This is a genomic window from Saccharicrinis sp. 156 (assembly GCF_050589685.1).
Lineage (GTDB): Bacteria > Bacteroidota > Bacteroidia > Bacteroidales > Marinilabiliaceae > Saccharicrinis.
Genome location: NZ_JBNGOS010000058.1, coordinates 1 through 21,231, shown reverse-complemented (window position 1 = coordinate 21,231; position 21,231 = coordinate 1). Strand labels below are relative to the sequence as shown.

The window sequence follows — 21,231 nt, the reverse complement described above, 5'->3', positions numbered from 1 at the left end:
GACAATAAGAGATGAAGAATATATTAACCATATTATTAATATCAGTGGTCTTGTTTAGTTCGTGCGACGACTATTTGGATGTAAAACCTAGCAAGACCAATGAACAGGAAATTGAAACTACGCATGATATTAACCTGCTTTTAAATAATACGCTCGACCTTTTTAATAGTGGTCATGTAATTTCGGATGTGGACTTTACAAAAATTGGCGACGACATAAAGTTTTACGACAATGTATATTCAGTGTTTTCAACCTGGATTCCATACGAACAAGTTCAATCGTACACCTGGCAAAATGAAATCACAGCAGTTAGTGACGCATCCTGGACCAAATCGTATACACATATTTGGTTGGCAAACTATATAATTAATAATGTGGATAATTTAGAAGGAGACGAGGATGAAAAAGCCAACCTGAAAGCAGAGGCTCATTTAATAAGAGCCTATAAGTTTTTGAGCCTTGCGATGAAGCACTGCTTATACCCTTCAAGTGCAAATTCGGCAGAATTGGGGCTTCCTTTAAAAGCAACAACAGAGTTTGAGGAATTGCCAGCCCGTTCAACTTTGCAGGAAACGATAGATAATATTGAAACCAGTATTATTGAAGGTTTAAAAATTGAAAAAGACAGAACAGATAGTTGGAGAGAGAGCAAAGGTTCTGCTGCTGCTTTGGCTGCACGCTTTTATCTATACGTTCACGATTTTACCAATGCAAAAAAGTATGCCGAGATGGCTCTCAGCGAATGGAACCGTATGATTGATATGGAAACAGAAGTACCTATCTCAAAAAAGTTTGGATTGTACGATAATCCTTCAACAGCAAACATGACAACTTTTGGTAAAGCGTTTTACTCAGGTTGGGAAAGTCAGTACAAAATGTATGTTGTAGAAGATTATAACTTTTATCCGAGCAATGATCTATTGGCAATGTATGATGCTCTTGATTTAAGACTTAAATTTTATACACAGTGGTATCTTGGTGTATATTTCGGATTAACAGAAAATAACTACTCTTACACAAAATTTAGCAGTGCAATTATGACAGGCCCTGATGTTGCTGAGATGTATCTGATTTTGGCAGAATGTGCCGCACGTAACTCTGATTTTGCAACGTGCATGCTAAATGTGGAAGCAGTTCGTATTAACCGCTTTGCAGCTGCTGATTATGTAGAACTGGCAATCCCAGGCTCAGTAAAAGAGGCTGTTCAATTAGTAGTGGATGAAAGAAGAAGAGAGTTTCCATTTACCTCTTGTCGCTATTCGGATATTAAGCGTATTAATGCCGAAGGTTTGCTCGATCCAATTACAATAACAAGAAATTTTTATGCACTTCAGGATGGAAATGTAAATATGGCATCTCCTCAATCCTATACACTTGAGCCCAATAGCCGAAAATATGCCCGACCATTACCCAATGAGGTAGTAGATCTTACAGATGGTAAAATTGAGCAGAATACTTATTAAAATATTATTTGGGGTGCGACTTTAAGTCGCACCCCGAGTATTACTAAAACTATAATTAAAGTATGGCATTAAGTCGTACTCCCAAATTCAATCAGCAAAATATATAAAATGAAGAATTTATTATTATTAGTGCTGTCTGTTGTAGCCTTGCTAACTTCCTGCACCCCAAAAAACCAATATAAAATAACTGGCACAGGTTGGGAAAAATTTAACGACAGTGAAATTCAGGTTAGTGTGTTAGACACAACTGATACTCGAATAAAAATTATTGCGAGAGCTTTTATAACCGATGGCAAATTTATAATGCAGGGAGAAGTAACTCATCCGCAATCGGCTTTTCTTGCCATGTACGACAAAAACGGAGAATACAAAGGCTGGAAACAGGAGTTTATTATTGAAGCAGGAAACATCTTGCTCGACCTTAAACCAGAAGATAAAAAATCAACCATTACAGGTGGCAAATACAACGATATAATTTTAAACGATGTGCCAAACCGTCCTGAAATAAAAGCATCTGAGGATGAGCTTAAAGCATTTTCAGAAGAATTTTATGCCCTGCCTAAAGAACAACAGAAAGATGAATCTAAGCAAAAACAGTTTCGGGAAATATATACCAGGCATTCCCAAGTGGTAAGTGCTGAATACCAAGGTGTTTACGATAACACAGATGATGCTTATGTTCGCCTTTTAACCCTTCCGAAACTGCGCTTTATTAAATTAGAGGACAAAATAGAAGCATTGGATAAGTTGGAAGCAGAATTAGGTTCGATATTAGAAATTGCTTCGATGAGAAGGGGTATTGAAAATGCTAAAAAAGCCAGAGAAGCACAAGCTACTGTTGGAGTTGGAAACACGGTCAAGGATTTTACAGCACAAAACTTAAAAGGTGAGAAGTTTAATCTATCACAGGTTTTAAAAGAGAACAAATATGTATTAGTAGAATTTTGGGCGTCGTGGTGTGGACCATGCCGTGCGGAGATTCCTCATATGAAAAAAGCCTATGAACATTTTAAGGATAAAGATTTTGAGATAGTTTCGTTCACGCTGGATCATATCCAAAAATCATGGAAAAAAGCTTCCGATAAGGAAGAGATTCCATGGATTAATGTGGGCGATTTAAAAGCACATGCAAGTCCGGTAGTGAAAATGTACGGCGTTCAGGGCGTTCCTGCTAACTTTTTGGTAGATAACAAAGGGAAAATAATTGCATTAAACTTAAGAGGTGAGGATTTGGATAATAAATTGGAGGAGTTGTTGAACTAATTTGTATTATTTCTTATCGGGTGACTGGTAATACTCACCCGATGAGTAAAAAAACAAAATAAAATAATAAACAATGAAAAAAACATTAACTGTTGTTACAGCACTAATCTTATCTGCCAACCTGTTTGCACAAGGCATCGAATTTGAACATGGAACTTTTGCCGATGCATTGGCAAAGGCTAAAAGGGAAAACAAGATGGTATTTATGGACTGTTACACTACCTGGTGTGGTCCGTGTAAAGCCTTGGCAAATAATGTTTTCCCGCAGAAAGAAGTGGGGGATTACTTTAATGCCAATTACATCAACGTTAAAATGGATATGGAAAAAGGGGAAGGCCCTGATTTGTTGAAACGTTATGGTGTAAAAGGTTTCCCAACATTATTGTACTTAGATGCCGCGGGTAATGTTTTGTACAAAAGAGTTGGCGGAGGAAGCCCGGCGGATATTATTGCAGATGCCAAACTCGCCGCCGATCCAACAGAACGTATGGATTATATAAAAACCAAATACGATGGAGGCGACAGAAGTAAAGCAATTGTAACCAAATACATTGGTCTGCTGCGAAAGAACTACCTGCAAGAAGAACTCAAAGCAGTAGGTTCGGAATACATTAATTCGCTGACCAAAGAAGATCTATTAGATACAGATAATTTTAAAGCATACTGTTCCGTAGGAGGAGAATTGGGAAGCGACAAATTTGAATATGTGAAAACTAACAAAAAAAAATTTGTTCATCTATCCAACGAGGAACAAGTCAATAACTTTATAATGATGAGTTATTATAACGGTTTAAGATCCGCTGCCGAGGGAGATGATATAACAAAACTGGATGAGGTAGTAAAAGCTTTTAAGGCAGAATATCCCAATCCGCAATACCATGCTACTGTCGACCAGATGTATGATGTTTTTTATTTAAACAACAAGGAGTTTGATAAGTGGTTTCAGGGAAAAGAAACAGCTTTAAAAGCGCTTGAAACAAACAATGAGCAATATGTACAAACCGTAATTCGTACCGCATATCAGGTGGCAACCGACCCATGTTTTAAATGGGAAGAAGGAGCTTACGAAAAAGCTATAGAATGGCTTAATAAAGGTATCTCGAAAAATGAAAAACCTTTAACCGAATATTTTTGTCTGGCTATGATTTACAAAAACCAAGGCAATAAGGAGCAGGCACTTAAAAATGCAGGCTTATATAAAGAAGCCATGATAGAACAAGGAAAAGATATCGATCAAAGATCTGAAAGTTTTATTAAGTCGGTTGAGGCGATGTAAACGGTTAAATTTTGATTAGGAGGGTGTCCTCTATGATAATTTATAAGTTTGAGACTTATGATGTTAAAAGCGAACTTTCTGTTTTACCCCTCCAAACCTCCCCTAAAGGGGGAGGCTTAAGTAACCTTTAGGGGCGGTAGGGGTGCTAAAGTGGAGCAAACTTTCAAATTGAAAGAATGTTAAAACTAATTCTTTGTTTTCCGACACCCCATAGCTAAATCACCTTATTTTTAACAAGCTGCAAATGATATAATGAAGAAGTCTTTCAAAAAGCGTTAGAGCAAGAGGCCTGGATATGCTTGTTCTAACCTGAAAAATGCGTAGCTATCGGTAGGACTAATCCCATTGCCATAATGATAAATTCTAAAGGCAATTTTGGTTTATTTACAAATTATATTTTTCAAAATATTTCCAGCAATACTTAAAAAATGCGAACAGAGCATCAATAAATACATTTTTATTTATATTTGACGTTGCATTTATGGGGGTGTCATGTCATCAAGCTTGGAGAATAATCATTATAATATAAAAACAGAAGATGGGTTTCGTCATCTATTTGATGAATTCTATCCGTCTATGTATCATTATGCCAATAAACTTGTTGGAAATGAGGTAGCTGCCGACGATCTTACCCAGGAAGTTTTTATGAATCTATGGGACAAACGTGAGGAACTGGAAATTCAGACCTATGCGGGCTTTCTTTATACTTCTATTCGACACCGTTGCATGAATTACTTAAGGGCCGAACAAAGAAGAACGATAGGGAATGCAAGGTTGCAACAAAAAAATGAGGGTAAAGTTGAAGATCGGATATTGTTAATTGAGGAAGAAGTGGTGCGCCACATTAAAAAACTACTTTCCGAAATGCCCGAACAACGGCGTAAGGTATTCGAGCTTCACATGGAAGGATATTCGCAACAGGAGATTGCCGATAAATTGGACGTTTCTGTCAATACCATTAAAACCCACAAACTTAAGGCCCGTCAGTTTTTAAAAGCGCAGTTGAAGAATACACTGGGCTTTCTGCTTTTGTTTCAGATATAGTTTCAATCCCCCTCCACTCTCTATAAATCAAATCCACATTCCTTAATTTGTTCTTTAAACCATATTTATAAGCTTTTAAAACTTGATTCTAAGTTAAGTAATTGCTTTATAGGCATTGTGTTATGTTTATTAAAACGGGTGAGTTATCTTAAGTTATGGATAATTTTCCCCTTAACAAAGGGGGCGATAACTAAGCTTGTTCCATTTAAATATTTTCTCAGGAGGATTGCCAAATATGTAAATCAATCCCCCTAATAGTTTTATTACCTGAAACAAGATGACAACATGCCCCCTTCTCCAAGGGGGAAATGCCGCCAAATAAGCTATTTCAGTTTGTTTGTATTTAGTGTATGTGCGGGTAATGTATTGTCAAGTAGATGATTAAGTCTAGTTGGAAGAGAGAATGAACAAAAATCATTCAAAGGTGCCTTAGAAAAGGAGGAGTCTCAACTTATAGCTGTATACGGGAGAAAGAGAGTTGGAAAAATATATTTAATTGAAATCACTTCAGGCAAAGAAATTTTTTTTGAGCAAGAAGTTAAGCCTGATGAAGCATTGGTACTGGTCATAGTAACAACCTTAGGTGTTTAGAAGAATACATACAATAATATCTTAACCGACCACCTGACAATGGATATTCTTTTCGAGGATCACTAACAGAACGTGCCATTCTGTTACTTAGTGGCTATAAGAAAATGCAACATTATTTCTTTAAATACCCTCTAACTCTCCCGAATACGAGTTCGGGACAGGCTCAAAAGGGGGAACCAGAACCCCCGAAGAGAGCCCATTGCCCTTTAGGGGTTAGGGCTAATAATGAAGAAATATTCAAAAAACAGAGAGTTTTCTTAAATGCACTACTTATGGAAAGTATACCCCCTTTAAAATGGGGGAGGATGAATATGGTTGCCCACTTCGTACAATTGTTGGTGGATTAATGAAGGACAGTTAAAAATAAAGTTCTAAATTGCTTTAATCTGTACTTAATTCGCAAAAATATCATATTAGCGTTCACCCCACCCCTACGTTTTAAACTCTTATAGTTAAAAGCATCAAAAATTAAAGCTGTGAGACAGGTAAATGAAGATATTAATTTAAGTAACAAACTCTTTTTGTACCTCAAAGATGAATTGTCATCGGAGGAAAAAGCAGAGGTGGAAGGTTTGCTTGAACAAGATGCCAAGCTTAATAAGTGGTTTCGGGAATTCCGCAAACAGGACAATATCGATCAAAGGGTTCGTGAACACCAACAGGTTGATGTAAACCAAAAATGGGCAGAACACCAGAAAAGAAAAGATTCGAAAAGGAACAAGAAACTTTTCCTGACTTGGATGAGTAGTGCTGCTTCGGTTATTGTGATTTTGGGTGTTAGCTGGTTTGTGTTTCAACAGGTGCAAAATAATAAACCACAACAACAAACCGTGGCAACCATTACCCCCGGAAGTACTAAAGCCGAGTTAATTGTTGAAGGCGGTAATCGTTATGTGCTGCCCGAATTACAGCCTGGGATTATTGATGAAGAGGGAACTGCCATCGAGCACAATGGGGAAGCTTTGAGTTATCAGACTAAACCAACCGAAGCCCAAAGGATGGCCCCCGTACATACTATTGTAGTGCCTAGGGGAGGTGAGCATCAACTGGTTTTGGCCGATGGAACCAAGGTTTGGCTAAACGCACAATCTACGCTTAAGTTTCCTGCATGGTTTAATGGCGATACCAGAGAAGTTGAATTAACCGGTGAGGCATATTTCGATGTACACCATAATCCTGACAGACCGTTTATTATCAATACTGAAAAAGTGGATTTGGAAGTGTTGGGAACAGAATTTAATATAAAAGCCTACGAGGACGAGCACGACGTAGCGACTACGCTGGTAGATGGGAAGGTAATTGTGAAGGTGCTTGATGGAGCACAGCAGCAGGTGATGCTTAAGCCGGGAGAACAAGCGGTTGTTTCTGAAAGTAAAATTAGGGTAGCAGAAGTAGATACTAAGCATTATACGGCCTGGAAAGACGGCTTGTTTATATTTAAAAATGAATCACTCGAGCATATGTTTCAACGTATGTCACGCTGGTACGATTTCGATATTTTCTTCTATAACCAAGGCATTAAGGAATACCCTTTTACTGGAAGTATAAAACGAACATCGGAAATAGAATCGATATTAACATTATTAGAACATACAAAACGTGTAAAATTTGAGATAAACAATAATACCATTCTGGTAAAGGAACAATAGAATAGAAATTAAACTTTGATTACAATCAATTTCAAGGCAAAAATTAACGAAAAATCGGAGTTTACTGTAGTAAATGAGAATTTTGAGGCGATTTTTAGCGCAGACATTGGAAGTAAGAAAGATTAATTTAAAGAAGAGAGGTATTGGCCGTACCTCCCTTCAAGTGTTATTACCAGAGTATTAATCTAGTAACCTTTAACATTTCAAAAGTATGAAAAAAATGTGTAAACGGGGCTTCCTATATCCTGTAGGGAGCAAAATGTTGCTTATTATGAAGTTAACAGTCGTCATGTCAATTATCTTTTGCCTGCAGGCAACAGCCTCCGGTTTTTCGCAAAACCAACGCTTGTCGCTTGAAGTTAACGATGTAAGTTTAGTTGACTTATTCGAGACATTGGAAGAAACGTCGGAATTCCACTTTATTTATTATACCCCCGACATTAAAGAACAAATACGCATTAGCGGTGATTTTAAAGATGCTTTTATCCAGGAGGTGTTGGACGAGTGCCTTCAAAACACGGGCTTGACATATAAAATAGTTCAAGACCATGTGATTATTAAAAAGGCACCAGAGGTAAGAAAAGAAGTGGTGCAACAACAACCTCAAACCATTACCATTAAAGGTAAAGTAACCGATGAGCGTGGTGAACCGCTTCCTTTTGTAAATGTGTATATCAAAGGCGAGACCAGGGGAGTTATCACCGACAAAGATGGGGAGTACGCCATCGAAATTGAAGATAAAGAGGGGATGATTTTGGTGGCTTCGTTTATTGGTTTTGTGACCAAGGAATTTGAAGTTGCGGGACGAACAGAAATAAATATCATGCTTAGTGGGGATATGACCGACTTAAGCGAAGTGGTGGTTACAGGATATCAAACCTTATCCCGAGAAAGAGCTACTGGTGCTTTTGATAAGTTATCTGTAGAACATATGGAAAAGCCATCGTCAAGTATATCAGAACGTTTACAAGGAACCATGGCCGGTGTTAACTCAACCATTAGGGCTGATGGTTCCATTGAGTTTGAAATTCGTGGACAAAGTAGTTTTTACGCGGATGCGCAACCGTTGGTGGTAGTGGATGGTTTCCCAATTGTTCAAAACTTGATGAAAGATCAATATGGTCAGGAAACCCTGCGTGTTGATCCATTTAGTACCATTAATCCCAATGACGTAGAGAGCATCACAGTACTTAAAGATGCAGCAGCGGCTTCTATTTGGGGCGCTAAAGCAGCCAATGGGGTAATAGTAATTACAACCAAAAAAGCTAAAAAAGGCAAGGCCAAAGTAGAATTTTCTTCATTCTGGAAAGTATCGTCTATGTTAGATTTGGATTACCTTGATCCTAGAGCCAGCAGTGCCGAGACTATTGAGTATGAAAAGAGTCAATTTACTAATGCCCTTGCTAATAATCCATGGACACTTCCTTTCTTTTCACCATCAAGTGCCGGTAGTTCGCAATCACAGGCCGTATTGCTGATGAATGAGCAACGCCTAGGCCGTATTTCTGAGGCTGATATGAATGCAGGTTTAACGGAGTTAGAATCTTTAAATAACAGAAAACAAATAGAAGACAATCTACTTCAGAATCTTTTTACTCAGCAGTATAACCTGAACATTAATGGAGGTAATGAGATGTTTTCTAATGCTTTGTCCATCATGTATGAAGATGGTAGAGATAATTTCCAGGGAAATGATCACGAAAAAATAATGGTTAACTTCCGCAACAATACTTCAATTACCGATTGGTTAGATTTTGAGTTTAGCGGAATGATGAACCATAAATCTCAGGATCGAAATGGCGTTCAATTATCAGATGCATCCAGCTACACTCCATATGGTTTGATTACCGATTTACAGCCATATGATATGTTGTTAAATAGTGATGGTTCGCAAACTAACCTTAATCATCTTCATTATTATACACCAATTATTGAGGAATTAGTGCCAACGGAACAATTTCCATACTCCGATTGGTCGTATAACCCAATACAGGAATTAAGTCAAAGAGACTTTAATACAAAAGAAATTAATGCCAGGGTTCAGGCTGGGTTAAATTTTAAGTTGATGAAAGGTCTTACATTTAATACTAAAATAGCATACGAACACCTGCAACGGACAAATAAAAATATCTATAAGGAAAACTCCTTTACTATGCGAAGTATGGTGAATGAAACATCTTCGTGGATCACCAATGCAGATATGAGCGTTGTTCCTTCTATGCCTAATGGAGGAGGAATGACAGAAAGTTCAACAACTATCAGGTATTATAACTGGCGTAACCAATTAAACTTTAACCGCACATTCAACGAAAAGCATGCCATTAACTTTATTGCAGGAACAGAAACTTCTGAAAATATTGTGGAAAGTGTTAATGAGGTAGACGTTTTTGGATTTTATAACGACGAGAGGATTAGCGTGGGAAGACTATTGGAGGACTATAGTTCGGCAACAAGTATGTGGTTAGGGTATCCTTTAACTTATGCTTCTTACTTTTATCCAATAAATATTGATGATCTGAGAGCATTTTCTTACAATACGTCCAGATTATGGTCGGTATACGGTAACATGTCTTATACTTTTAATGATAAATACAGTGTTACCGGAAGTGTACGTAACGATGCCTCCAATTTAGTGGCGGATGATCCAAAATATCGCTACTCGCCATTTTATTCAACAGGGGTGAGCTGGCAAATGGCTAAAGAAAATTTCCTTTCAGATCTTAGCTGGTTAGATCGTTTAACGGTGCGATTAACCGTGGGAGAAGGAGGAAACTTTGATCCAACCGTGTCATTTATGCCGCTATTGGCCTTGAGCGGTACGGCTGACAGATATACCAAGCAAACAACGGGTCGTGTATCAAGTTTTGGTAATCCCGATTTGCGTTGGGAAAGAACCCGAACTACTAACTTAGGAGTTGACTTTGCTGTATTAGGTTCCAAATTGAATGGATCGGTAGAAGTATATCGTAAGCGTGGTTATGATTTAATTGTAGACCAATCCATCCCATCTATGAATGGTACAACAAATCAGGATCTGAATAACGGAGTAATGATTAATAAGGGAATAGAGCTACGATTAGGTGCCGCCCTTCCTATTATGGGTAATGACATTAAGTGGTATGGTAACTTTAATTTCTCGTACAATAAAAACGAAATTACTGAGTTTTTTAGAACCACATATAGCCAGTATGCTTTATCGGGTGGAGGTACCTCTGCTTATTCAGAAGGAATGGATGCCAATACGCTTTGGTCGTTTGATTATGCCGGTTTGCGCAATGTGGGTACAGAGGCTGATCCGGTAATGAAACCAGTTGTGCAAGGTGTAGGGGATGATGTTTATCCAATTACTACCTGGGCTCCCGGGAGTGATGCCAGAGAATATATGGTGGCAGAAGGTACTACGGTTGCTCCTTACATTGTTGGATTCCAGAATTCATTTAAGATATATGATTTTAACTTGTCGTTTTTGTTAACAGGTAAGTTTGGTCACAAATATCGTCGTCATAGCTTTAATTATGCACCGCTTTGGGGAGGCAATACCACAGTAAATGATTTGTATTCAGAGGTGAAAAATGGTGACCCTAATGAAATTGTGCCCATTCCTGAGAGTGAGAGTAGATATTATTTCTATGACAGGTTTGTACCTTATATGTCATATCTTACAGAGTCTGCATCTCATATAAGATTTCAGGAAATTAATTTAACCTACAATTTACCAAATCATATTACGCAAAAATTAGGGTTGAACGGAGTTCAAGCGTATGTTCAAGGAAACAATCTAGGGACAATGGTTTGGAACGATTATGACGAAGACCCTGAATATCCAATCGGAACTATGAAACCGCAAACAACTTATACTTTCGGTTTAAAGGTTAATTTATAATCACAACAAAAAGATTTTTACGATGAAAAAATATAATTTATTAATTTTAATAATGTTGTTGGTGCTCTCTGCTTGTGATGATTTTTTAAGCGAGCCACCGAGTAAATCAACATCTATACAAGTTTCCACTACAGAGCACCTGGATTTTTTGCTGAACAGTTATAACGAATTCTACCAGGAAGGAAATACTGATGTAATTTTTGGCAGTGATGATTTTGGTTTATTGGTATCATTATATGATAATAATCCTGCTGTATATGATGTTACGGTAGCCCAATATGCTACGTGGGATGTGGAGAACTTAGCTGTGCTTGAAGATCGACCTTATTATCCTGCAGAATGGGAGAAGATATATAAGGCCAACTTGGTATTAGACAACCTTGGCGATGTAACAGGGCCTGAAGAAGACAAAATGGCCCTTAAAGCAGAAGCGCACTTTATAAGAGCTTATAGTTATTACCAAATGGTGAATACCTATTGTTTACCATATGCTACCGAAAATATGGATGAACTTGGGTTAACCCTTAAGAAATCAACCAGCTTTGAGGAATCAAGTGCGAGGGTAAGTTTGCAGGAAACCTGGGATTTTATTGTTTCAGATTTAGAGGAAGCCTTAAAATTGGACCGTGAATTAGAATTTATAGATGGAAAGTATCGTACCTGGAGAGCCAGTACTCCTGCAATAAATGCCTTTGCAGCAAGAGTGTACCTGACCATGGGCGATTATACTAAGGCTTTAACATATGCTCAGTCAGCATTGGACGATCACAACGAATTGGTGGATTATAACACAGAAATGTCCTATACCGATCAGATTATAGAAGTAAAAGATGGCGATGGAAATCCATATAGATTGATGTATCCGTATACTTATGAAGGACAGGGCGCTACAGATATAAGAATGGCCTGGAAAGAGATGTACTATTTCCGATTTTTAAATAATGGATATTGGAACTATTTTCCATCGGAAGAATTGTTGGCTATTTATGATCAAACCAATGATTTAAGATATGTATACCACATGGTGGAAGGTTATTCTTATGATAGAGGCTGTACTATTAGCCATCCTGCTTATATTTTCTTCTTTGATAAAATACCAAGTGGACCTACTACAGCTGAAATGTTGTTAGTCAAAGCGGAGTGTTAGGCTCGTCTGGGACAATATCAGGATGGAATCACTACAGCAAATATTTTGCGTGCCAAACGGATGGATAATACTGCGTCGGCAGATGTAATTAACTTGTCAGCTGCATCACAAGATGAGGCAATCACCAAAATTCTTGAGGAACGCCGTCGTGAATTACCTTTTACACAACGTTTGTTCGATGTAAGAAGATATAACAATAACGATTATGCAGCAGACGATGTGGAAATGAAAAGAGAATTTTATCCTGTAGCTTCCACAGTGATTGAGGTATCTAAAGGTGTTCAGACACAGATTCTCGAAAAGAAATCCCGAAAATTTGCACGTCCCCTTCCGGATAGTGAGATTATTATCTCGGAAGGAGAATTAGAGCAAAACACTTATTAGTAATTTTGTAACTTATGAGACTATCTCAAAAGAAAATATAGATTACTTACTTTTTTAATTCTTCCCCTTCCCGCAAACTTGCCGGAGGGGGAAGTACCACACCTCAGGCGTGGTGATGGGGGTGAAAGGTTTCTCTTAAAGATTGGCATTAAAGATGTTGGTGATTAATCTTCTATCTCTCTTATCAAGGCATATAGTCTTCTTATAAAACTGATTCTTATTCAAAACATTATAATACCATGCTTAAAAGTTTTTTTATAGCTCTAGCCCTTGTTGCGCTTATATTTTCGTGCGAACAGAAACCTGAATTTGATCCTTCGTCAATCAGTGTATTATATGTGGGGTATCATCCAGGTAAACCCATGCCCGAAAAAGCGCCTACAAGCTGGACATCGCAAGAACGTTTTGCCAAAGAGTACAAAACGCGTATGCCTGCCTTTATGAGTTATTTAAAGCAGTATTTTAATAACGTAGATAGTATTGATTGCAGAGAATATACAGCCGATTTATCGGCCAAATACGATGTTACCATTTTTGATGAGAATGTAAAACCGATTAAAGAGCGGGTAATTCATACCGACCCTGAAACGGGTGCGTTTTTAAGCATGGAACCAGCCATTTATTTGCCCGACGATTACCATCATGCTTCTTTATTTATTGGACATCCTGCCCGTAATCTGGGATCAACCCTGGGCTCTAAACTCGATTGGTATTGCCTATGCCTGGATAGACATTCTCACCATACAAAATTAAATCATGAAATTTTCAAAGGGCCTTTTGAGGTTAATCCTACCATAGAAAACCGTCCAACACCAAAACCTATATTGAAATCCTGGGATGGAGGTGATATGCCTGCCGAAATACCCATGTGGGAAGTCAATACCGAAGGTTATCACGATGAAAAAGGATATCGCATTGGGATGGTATCACGTGGCTGGGGTTTTGAAGATTCACCTGATGCCGAAGTAATTTCAAGCGGCGTTTGCGACAAGCAGAAAACAGCTGTGGCCATTGGTCGACATGGGAATCATTTTCTGTGGGGCTTTGCCGGTTCACCCGACTATATGACTGATGAAGCCAAACAGGTATTTGCCAACGCCATAGTTTACACCTATAAACACAAGGACGATAAATTTATAGCGAAAAAATATAACGAGCGTATTGCCACAAAGGTGTATGCCGATGAACTTCAGTTTTATACTACAGAGAAGAGTTATCAGGAAAGCGTAAAGTTCTACAAAAGTTGGAATGCCGACATGACAAAGAGGTCGAACGAAATAAAGGAAAAACAAGCTAAAGGTGATGAGTTAAATGAAGAGGAAAAAATGATGCTTGGGTTTAGACCTCAACCCATTTTAACCCGTGAACAATATCTTCAAAAGAACATTGGCAGAAACAGTTGGAGTAAAGAAACTGGTTTAGATACCGTAAAAATCGTAAACTTCTTAAAGGAAAATCGTCCCTACTTTTATTCTCAGCCAGATGGTTTTTACGATCTGCAAGTAGACGAAGATGCGAAGAGTTTGGGCATCGCCAATGATGACATTAAAATTTTAGATGCCGCGATTACATTACTGGAAGGTGGTAAAGACATTGAAAAAGCCGAACGCTTATTGTGGCGTTATACCATCGAAGATTTTGCAACAGCCAACGAATGGAGAGCATGGTTTAACAAGTACCAAAGCAAGATGTTTTTTACCCAATCGGGTGGTTTTGTATGGTTAATTAACGATCCTGATGCCAACCCCGATGTTAAACCTCGGAAAGATGATGGACTGGTAGCCAGGACTGAAGAAAGCAAAAACGAATTAAAGCTTGATGAACCAACACATGCCGAGCCAGTTAGTGTTGGAGCCATTTTGGTAGAGGGTGAAAGAGAAGGTGAAAAGCAAGTGGTGATAAAAACCAAAATTATGGAAGGCTATCATATTTACGCCTTCGTTCCAGCCGGGGAAGCCTACATTAAAACAGAACAAGGTATTGAATTGCCCAAAGGAGTTAAGTTGGTGGGTAGTTGGGATAAATCAGCTCCGGCACCTTATCCCGGCAAGGATAAGATTATGATTTATAAAGATCAAAATACCTTTAAGCATAAGGTAAAAGTGGATGCCAACGTAACAAAGGGAACCACCATAAAATGTTGGTTATATTACCAATGCTGTAATGCCGACATTTGCTTTCCGCCTAAAAAGAAAGAAATCGTACTAACTCTATAAAGCTTAATCATGAATACTTCATTTAAAAAGTTATTGTCATTTTACTTACCTATTAGTTTGTTGTTTTTTGCCTGTACAGAAAAGCAACCTGCAAATTATGCCATCATATCAGGGACAATAAAAAGTGTTGGCGATAGCGAAGTTAAACTGAGTTCAAAATTCACCAGTATTAGTATGGACACAGTACCTTCGATTAATCGTAGTTTAAAAATAAATGATGCTGGAGTATTTGTGGATACGGTGTTTATTAATGGACCTCGAGAGTTTTCCTTAGGGAAGGATCGAGACTGGGTCGGATTCCTGATTCAGCCCGGTCAACATTTAAAAATTACCGCCGATGATGATGATATCAAGAACACCAGTGTTTTCTCGGGAGACGGAGCTGGTGTAAATACCTACCTATTTAAGAAAGCAAAAATTGCTGATCGAATTGACAACGAATACCGCGAAAGTCGTGGCGACAATGAAGCTATCTTCAAGCAAAAACAAGAAAGGTATTTTAATGAAAAAATGGATCTGTTGAATTCAAGTGAAGGATTACCTGAAGCCTTTGTTGCTGATCAAAAAAAGGATATTCAATACGATAAACTGATGTCTTATATTTCATATGCTGAAATGTACAAGAGGAATTTAGGCAACGACGCTCCCGAATTATCTTCCGATTTTCTTGATGTTTTATCCGGGGTAAATATGCAGGACTACAGTGAATTTCAGCGTTCAATCACTTACCAATTTATGTTGAGGAGATATTATAATTATCAATACTCAAAAGTAGTGGATAATGTTTGGGAAGCCGACCCGGTAAAACAGCTTGAACGAATTGCCGAACTGGTTAGCGATAAAAATATAAAGGATGAATTATTTATCATGTACGCCAAATTTGCTATTCCCCGAACCCCCGATTTGCAGAATTATTACAATTTCTTTATGGCGAATGTCTCAAATAAAGTGTACCAGGATGCTGTCACCATCCAATACAAAGACTTAATGGCCACTCAAGCTGGTCAACCATCGCCCGAATTTGTCGATTATAAAAACATTGATGGAAGTACAAATTCATTAAGTGATTTCCGTGGCAAATATGTTTATATCGATGTATGGGCAACCTGGTGTGGCCCCTGCAAAGCTGAAATCCCTTTCTTAAAAGAAGTAGAGAAAAAATACCATGATAAAAACATAGAGTTTATAAGCTTATCTGTTGATAAAGTTGAAGATACTGAAAAGTGGGAAAAATTTGTTAAGGAAAAAGAATTGGGTGGCGTTCAGTTAATTGCGGATAAGGATTGGAACTCGGAATTTGTACAGAAATATCAAATTAAAGGAATACCACAATTTATTCTAATTGACCCCGATGGTAAAATTGTTCAACCAAGTGCACCGCGCCCGTCCGATCCTAAACTCGTTGAACTATTCGAAAAACTAGAAATCTGAACCTTTAAAAAATAATTATGCGACATCTAATATTTATTTCGTTACTTCTAGCAGTAGTTTTCTGGGTTAGCTCCTGTGTAGTTCAGGAAAAGGAAGTGGAAAAATCTGATTTGAATATCCTTTATGTTGGCGTTAATCCTGAAAAAGGTTTGTCAAAACGCGATTCGATGTACTCACAATATAAAGAACGTGTATTGGAATTGCAACAAAAACGTTCAGCCGATTTTGAAACTTTACTAAAGCAATATTTCAATACCGTAAAAGTTGTTTACTCTGAAGATTTTAAAGAACAAATGTCGGCGGAATATGATGTTACTATAATCGATGATTATTTGCCAGTGCTGTCAGGAGGATATATCAAAAATCCCGAAACTGGTGAGATAACCGGGTACGAAACAAGAAAATATTTGTCAGAAGAATACGATGCTGCTACACTTATGATTGGAGAACCATCCGCTTTTACAGGAGAGGGGCGACAGTTAAAAATTGACCATTTATGTTTATGCCTGGATGCGCATGCTCATAGTATGAAGCTGGAACATCCAATATTTAACGAACCATTCAAGGTCGATATTTCTTACGAAGACGTTAAGCTAACCGGCAATTATCATGTTCGTTATGGAGGCAGAAACCTGAAAGAGACTATGCCAATGTGGCGTATCCAAACCGAAGGTTATCGTGACGAAAAAGGATTTCCGGTTGGTCTTGTTTCAGCGGGATATGGATTTGACAATGGAATGGATGCAGAGTGGATTTCAAGCGGAACCTGCGATAAAGGGATAGAAGCAACCGCTATTGGTCGCCATGCCAACTTTTTGCACTGGGGATTTGTAGCTGCGCCGGAATATATGACCGAGAGTGCTAAAATGGCTTTTGTTAATGCGATTCATTATATAGCGCCTTTCAAGGGAGCTAAGCAAATAACCCGTAAAATTAAAGGCACCATGCTTCGCCCTTATATTAGAGAGCAGCAGTGGACATTGTCTGACGAAGGTTCATCGCGTTGGCTGGCTTATATCGAAGAAGGGGCTAAAAAACAAAGAGAGCAGAAAAAGAAGTTTCAGGCCAAAAAAGATGCAGGGGAAACATTAACCGAGATGGAAGAAATGATGCTTCAAATGCCCGACAGAAAAGAAACCCGTGCATGGACCATCCGTCATGAGCCACAAGAAAGAAAAGACAAGTTTGGTGAGGACTGGGCTGGTTATGAGAATTACTACAAGCAAAACATGGATTATTTTTATGCGATAGGAAACAGATATAACGTTGCTGTAGATGAAGATGCCAAAGCTTTAGGTATTGCCAATAGTGATATCAAAATATTGGATAAAGCAGTAGAAATGTGGCAAAAAAAGGGAGATGCTGAAATGGCTCAACGCATCTTAACTCGTTATACCAGGGAATCTTTTACAACAGCTGATGAGTGGTCGACTTGGCTAAAAAAACACCATAGCAAGCTATACTTCTCAGAGGGTGATGGGTATAAATACATCGTGTTGCCATAATAACCAGGAACGGTTCTCTATAAGCAAGCTGTAAGTCAGAACCTTTCCCTAAGGCAAAGCTGTACGTCTGTCCCTATAACGAGCACGCGGTTATACCCTCGGAGTGCGACTCCGAGTAGTACCCCGGGTTATTAATAAAAAATAGATACCAATGAAAAAAGCAATTTTATTTACAGTAGCAGTTCTGGCAATACTGACCATTACAAGCTGCTCCCAACCAAAATATGATGGTTACACCATAACGGGTACCGTAACCGGTGTTGAACAAGGCTGGGTAAAACTATACGAGCAAAACTATACAGACCGTAGCCAGCCCATCAACTATATTGATAGTGTTCAGATAATTGATGGAGCATTTGAATTTAAAGGAAAGGTAGAGCAAGCCGATCAGGTAAGTATCCAGTTTGGAAAAGAACACTACTCGTACTTTATTTTAGAGAACTGTGCGATGACACTTGATGTCACGGCTACGACAAACGAAAGAGGACACGGAGAAGTGGAGATGAAAGTGAGCGGTTCTAAGCTTAATGATTTGCTGGCGGTGCAGGATGCAATAGAAGACAGTCTGTTTAATCAGGAGAAGTACAGCATATTAAGCGAATTACGAACAGAGATGATGAAGGCCTATGACTCTAAAGATGAAGCTTTAATTGAGAAATACAAAAAGCGTTTTGCTAAATATCAGGGATTAAGTGACGAGCGTTATGCCGAAAGAAAAAAGATAAAGATCGATTACGTTAAGCAAAATCCTACTTCGGTACTTGCTCCTTATGTATTAAGCTTTCAGTTTAGCGAAGGACGTATGACCAAAGAAGAAATGAAGGAGATCTATCCCTTATTTCAGGGAGAAGCAAAAAACACAGCTATGTACCGCTATTTTGCAAAAACGTACGAAGAGATATTTGAAAAATTAGGAGAAGGTGCTACTGCTCCTGATTTTACGCTTCCAACTGTAGATGGAGGTACGTTGACTTTATCAAAAGTGAAGGGTAAATATATCTTTCTTGATTTCTGGGCAAGTTGGTGTGGTCCATGCCGGGCTTCATTCCCTCATTTAAAAGAAGTGTATGCCAAATACCATAAAGATGGTTTTGAAGTAGTGGCCGTTGGTACCGCTGATGTGGGTGCAAAATGGAAAAAAGCCATTATCAAAGACGAAACAGTTTGGAACCATGTGTTCGATGGTGATCCTGATGCGGAAGGAAAAGGTAAAAGTCCATACGGAGAAGTTGCAAAAATGTATGGTGTTCCTTTCTTGCCTACCACCTTTTTATTGGATGAAAACGGGACTATTCTGGCCCGCCAACTAAGAGGTGAAACCTTGGATAAGAAAATGGAAGAGTTGTATGGCTATTAAAGGTATAGGACTGGTTAGGATGAAATGATTTCTGGTACGGCTGAAGGAGCTTGAATTATGCTACAGAAATATTTATCGGACAGTAGTAATAACTAAATTAAAATATAAATAAATGAAATTACATCATATTATAGTATTAGCTATACTGTTAGTTAGTATTTCATGCGGAAAAACTAAGACAGAAGAAACAGGCTATGTGAGTGCCAAAATACAAGGTCATGTATCAGGATTTGATAAGCCAATCGGCTTTTGGGTAAACGGAATTAATACCCAGTTAGATTTAGATGGCAGTGGTAATTTTGCTTTTCAACATGATTCCATCGCCGAGGGAACATACACCCTTTCCTTTGGAAACGAAGAATCATTAGCAATCTACTTAAAACAGGGTACTAATCTGGTTTTAGATATTGATGTTAATAAAATTAAAGGCAGAGATAAAAAGGCTGTTTCTATTACCGGCGAAAATGTAGAAGAAACACAACTGCTTTATGAGTTAAAGGTTAATGCACCTTCATATCAATATGACAGGGTTGCATACAAAGAGGTTTATCTTCCAAAAGTTGATAAAAAAAATCCGACAGAGTTCGAAGCTTATCAGTTGGAATTGATGGAGAAAGAAAGAGCCATTGTTAAAAAATACGTTGATAATAAAGAGATACGAGAAGCTTTCCTTGAGGTTTATAATGTTGAGTTATTATTGAATTACAATTTTAAGTTCAAACTCTACGAAAGAAACGTAAAGATATTTAATCCAGATAAAGACTGGAAAGTTCCTGAAAAGTTTCAGCATTATTTTAAAGAAGAAATACCCCAAAACGATTTTGACTTGTATCATAAAAGCTCTCGTTATGCCATGTATGTAAAAGAAGGGTATTATGCTAAAATGCATTCTGTATTATCGAAATACCAACGAGAGTCAATGGAATATTTTAAGGCCGAGATCGCTTATTTAGATACATGTACCTTTCCTGTATTGATAAAGAATGATATGACCAACGGTCTTGTCATTGGCTATATTAGGGCAAGTGATAGTGAAATTAGGGCATATTTAGAGGGCGAGATCTATAAAAAAATAACAGATGCCGCAGTTATAAAACGATTTGAAGACTTCAAGGCTGGGGAAAATGCTTATGCCGATGGTAAACCTGCCCCGCAATTTACACTGACAGATATTAACGGCAAAGAAGTTTCATTGTCTGATTTTAAAGGAAAAATGCTCATGATGGATTGTTGGGCTACCTGGTGTGCGCCTTGTATCAAGGGAATTCCTAAATTCAATAAGCTACGAGAAAAATATAAAGGAAAGAACATAGAGTTTGTACTTGTTTCTGTGGATGAAAATGTAGCCTTATGGAAGAAGAAGGTAAAAGAAAACAAGAACAACATGTACCCTGGAATACAGTTAAATACCTCCATCAATAAAAACACCTTCAAAAAAGATTTGATGGTTCAGGGGATTCCTCGTTACATATTAATTGGAGCGGATGGCAATATCATTCGTCGAGAAGCTCCACATCCAGGTTCTGAAGAATTGTATGCACTGATTAATGATAATCTGTAGGTTAATAGAGGAGGTTGCAAAAGTAGCCTCCATTCCCATGTCTTTGACATGGTACTTCCCCCGACCTTGGGGTCAAGGGAAGAGCTGATTTACACGGTGTAAAAAATGGTTTTTCAAATAAAACTGTTTCTCTCAAAGAGTGTATCTGGTTCTTCCCCTGGTTTTGAGACCGGGGGAAGTACTCCGCAGCAAGCGGAGGGATGGGGGTATATGTTGCAAATAGGAGATATTTACCAATGGCTGCCGAACAAATTTTTCGTGTTATATAGTGCCTGCAAGAAAACTTAACTTTTCCCTTACGCACACCCTCTGACTCCCTAAAGGGAGAACCTTCAACTCGCTAAGTGTGAACCAATTCCCCTTTAGAGCCTGTCCCGAACTTGATTCCATAGCCGTTAACTTTAGCCATTAAAAATTAAATTAATTATTTCTGGATGCGTTTGTTTTTTCAATCTCTTTTC

Annotated in this window: 13 protein-coding genes; all 13 read left to right on the top strand. The window is 38.2% G+C overall.

Going from position 1 to position 21,231, the window contains the following annotated elements; translation table 11 throughout:
* Positions 1-11 precede the first annotated feature (11 nt).
* The 13 genes from ACRD64_RS23430 to ACRD64_RS23370 all read left to right on the top strand — a co-directional run bounded on the left by ACRD64_RS23430 (position 12) and on the right by ACRD64_RS23370 (position 20,770).
* Positions 12-1,463 carry a RagB/SusD family nutrient uptake outer membrane protein gene (locus ACRD64_RS23430; RefSeq protein ID WP_430936713.1) on the top strand — a complete coding sequence of 484 codons (1,452 nt, stop codon included), beginning with the start codon at positions 12-14 and terminating at the stop codon, positions 1,461-1,463.
* Positions 1,464-1,571: 108 nt separating this feature from the next.
* Positions 1,572-2,726, top strand: coding sequence for a redoxin domain-containing protein (locus ACRD64_RS23425; protein WP_430936711.1), 1,155 nt, complete (start codon positions 1,572-1,574; stop codon positions 2,724-2,726).
* Between the two features lie 73 nt (positions 2,727-2,799).
* The gene (locus ACRD64_RS23420; protein WP_430936709.1) at positions 2,800-4,002 is read left to right on the top strand and encodes a thioredoxin fold domain-containing protein; all 1,203 of its coding nucleotides are present in this window, start codon (positions 2,800-2,802) and stop codon (positions 4,000-4,002) included.
* A gap of 492 nt (positions 4,003-4,494) precedes the next feature.
* Positions 4,495-5,046 (top strand): RNA polymerase sigma-70 factor, encoded by a 552-nt coding sequence (locus ACRD64_RS23415; protein WP_430936707.1) that lies wholly within the window; start codon positions 4,495-4,497, stop codon positions 5,044-5,046.
* A 1,067-nt stretch (positions 5,047-6,113) separates the two neighbouring features.
* The gene (locus tag ACRD64_RS23410; protein WP_430936705.1) at positions 6,114-7,286 is read left to right on the top strand and encodes a FecR family protein; all 1,173 of its coding nucleotides are present in this window, start codon (positions 6,114-6,116) and stop codon (positions 7,284-7,286) included.
* Between the two features lie 271 nt (positions 7,287-7,557).
* Positions 7,558-11,169: a SusC/RagA family TonB-linked outer membrane protein gene (locus tag ACRD64_RS23405; RefSeq protein WP_430936703.1), complete on the top strand. Its 3,612-nt coding sequence runs from the start codon at positions 7,558-7,560 to the stop codon at positions 11,167-11,169.
* Between the two features lie 22 nt (positions 11,170-11,191).
* On the top strand, positions 11,192-12,316 hold the full coding sequence (locus ACRD64_RS23400; protein WP_430936701.1) for a RagB/SusD family nutrient uptake outer membrane protein: 1,125 nt from the start codon (positions 11,192-11,194) through the stop codon (positions 12,314-12,316).
* Between the two features lie 6 nt (positions 12,317-12,322).
* Complete coding sequence (locus ACRD64_RS23395) at positions 12,323-12,700, top strand: RagB/SusD family nutrient uptake outer membrane protein (RefSeq protein WP_430936721.1); 378 nt, start codon at positions 12,323-12,325, stop codon at positions 12,698-12,700.
* 239 nt (positions 12,701-12,939) lie between these two features.
* Positions 12,940-14,916 carry a protein-disulfide reductase DsbD domain-containing protein gene (locus tag ACRD64_RS23390; RefSeq protein WP_430936699.1) on the top strand — a complete coding sequence of 659 codons (1,977 nt, stop codon included), beginning with the start codon at positions 12,940-12,942 and terminating at the stop codon, positions 14,914-14,916.
* 9 nt (positions 14,917-14,925) lie between these two features.
* Complete coding sequence (locus ACRD64_RS23385; RefSeq protein WP_430936697.1) at positions 14,926-16,347, top strand: TlpA family protein disulfide reductase; 1,422 nt, start codon at positions 14,926-14,928, stop codon at positions 16,345-16,347.
* Positions 16,348-16,364: 17 nt separating this feature from the next.
* The gene (locus tag ACRD64_RS23380) at positions 16,365-17,852 is read left to right on the top strand and encodes a hypothetical protein (RefSeq protein ID WP_430936695.1); all 1,488 of its coding nucleotides are present in this window, start codon (positions 16,365-16,367) and stop codon (positions 17,850-17,852) included.
* 151 nt (positions 17,853-18,003) lie between these two features.
* A complete protein-coding gene (locus ACRD64_RS23375; protein ID WP_430936693.1) occupies positions 18,004-19,209 on the top strand; it encodes a redoxin family protein in 1,206 nt (401 codons plus the stop codon).
* 112 nt (positions 19,210-19,321) lie between these two features.
* Entirely contained in the window at positions 19,322-20,770 is a 1,449-nt protein-coding gene (locus tag ACRD64_RS23370; protein WP_430936691.1) for a TlpA family protein disulfide reductase, read from the top strand.
* Positions 20,771-21,231: the final 461 nt, after the last annotated feature.

Coding starts and splice junctions, on each gene's coding strand:
- ACRD64_RS23415 (WP_430936707.1), top strand. CDS start 4,495: ATGTCATCAAGCTTGGAGAATAATCATTATAATATAAAAACAGAAGAT.
- ACRD64_RS23430 (WP_430936713.1), top strand. CDS start 12: ATGAAGAATATATTAACCATATTATTAATATCAGTGGTCTTGTTTAGT.
- ACRD64_RS23370 (WP_430936691.1), top strand. CDS start 19,322: ATGAAATTACATCATATTATAGTATTAGCTATACTGTTAGTTAGTATT.
- ACRD64_RS23420 (WP_430936709.1), top strand. CDS start 2,800: ATGAAAAAAACATTAACTGTTGTTACAGCACTAATCTTATCTGCCAAC.
- ACRD64_RS23400 (WP_430936701.1), top strand. CDS start 11,192: ATGAAAAAATATAATTTATTAATTTTAATAATGTTGTTGGTGCTCTCT.
- ACRD64_RS23405 (WP_430936703.1), top strand. CDS start 7,558: ATGAAGTTAACAGTCGTCATGTCAATTATCTTTTGCCTGCAGGCAACA.
- ACRD64_RS23385 (WP_430936697.1), top strand. CDS start 14,926: ATGAATACTTCATTTAAAAAGTTATTGTCATTTTACTTACCTATTAGT.
- ACRD64_RS23375 (WP_430936693.1), top strand. CDS start 18,004: ATGAAAAAAGCAATTTTATTTACAGTAGCAGTTCTGGCAATACTGACC.
- ACRD64_RS23425 (WP_430936711.1), top strand. CDS start 1,572: ATGAAGAATTTATTATTATTAGTGCTGTCTGTTGTAGCCTTGCTAACT.
- ACRD64_RS23380 (WP_430936695.1), top strand. CDS start 16,365: ATGCGACATCTAATATTTATTTCGTTACTTCTAGCAGTAGTTTTCTGG.
- ACRD64_RS23390 (WP_430936699.1), top strand. CDS start 12,940: ATGCTTAAAAGTTTTTTTATAGCTCTAGCCCTTGTTGCGCTTATATTT.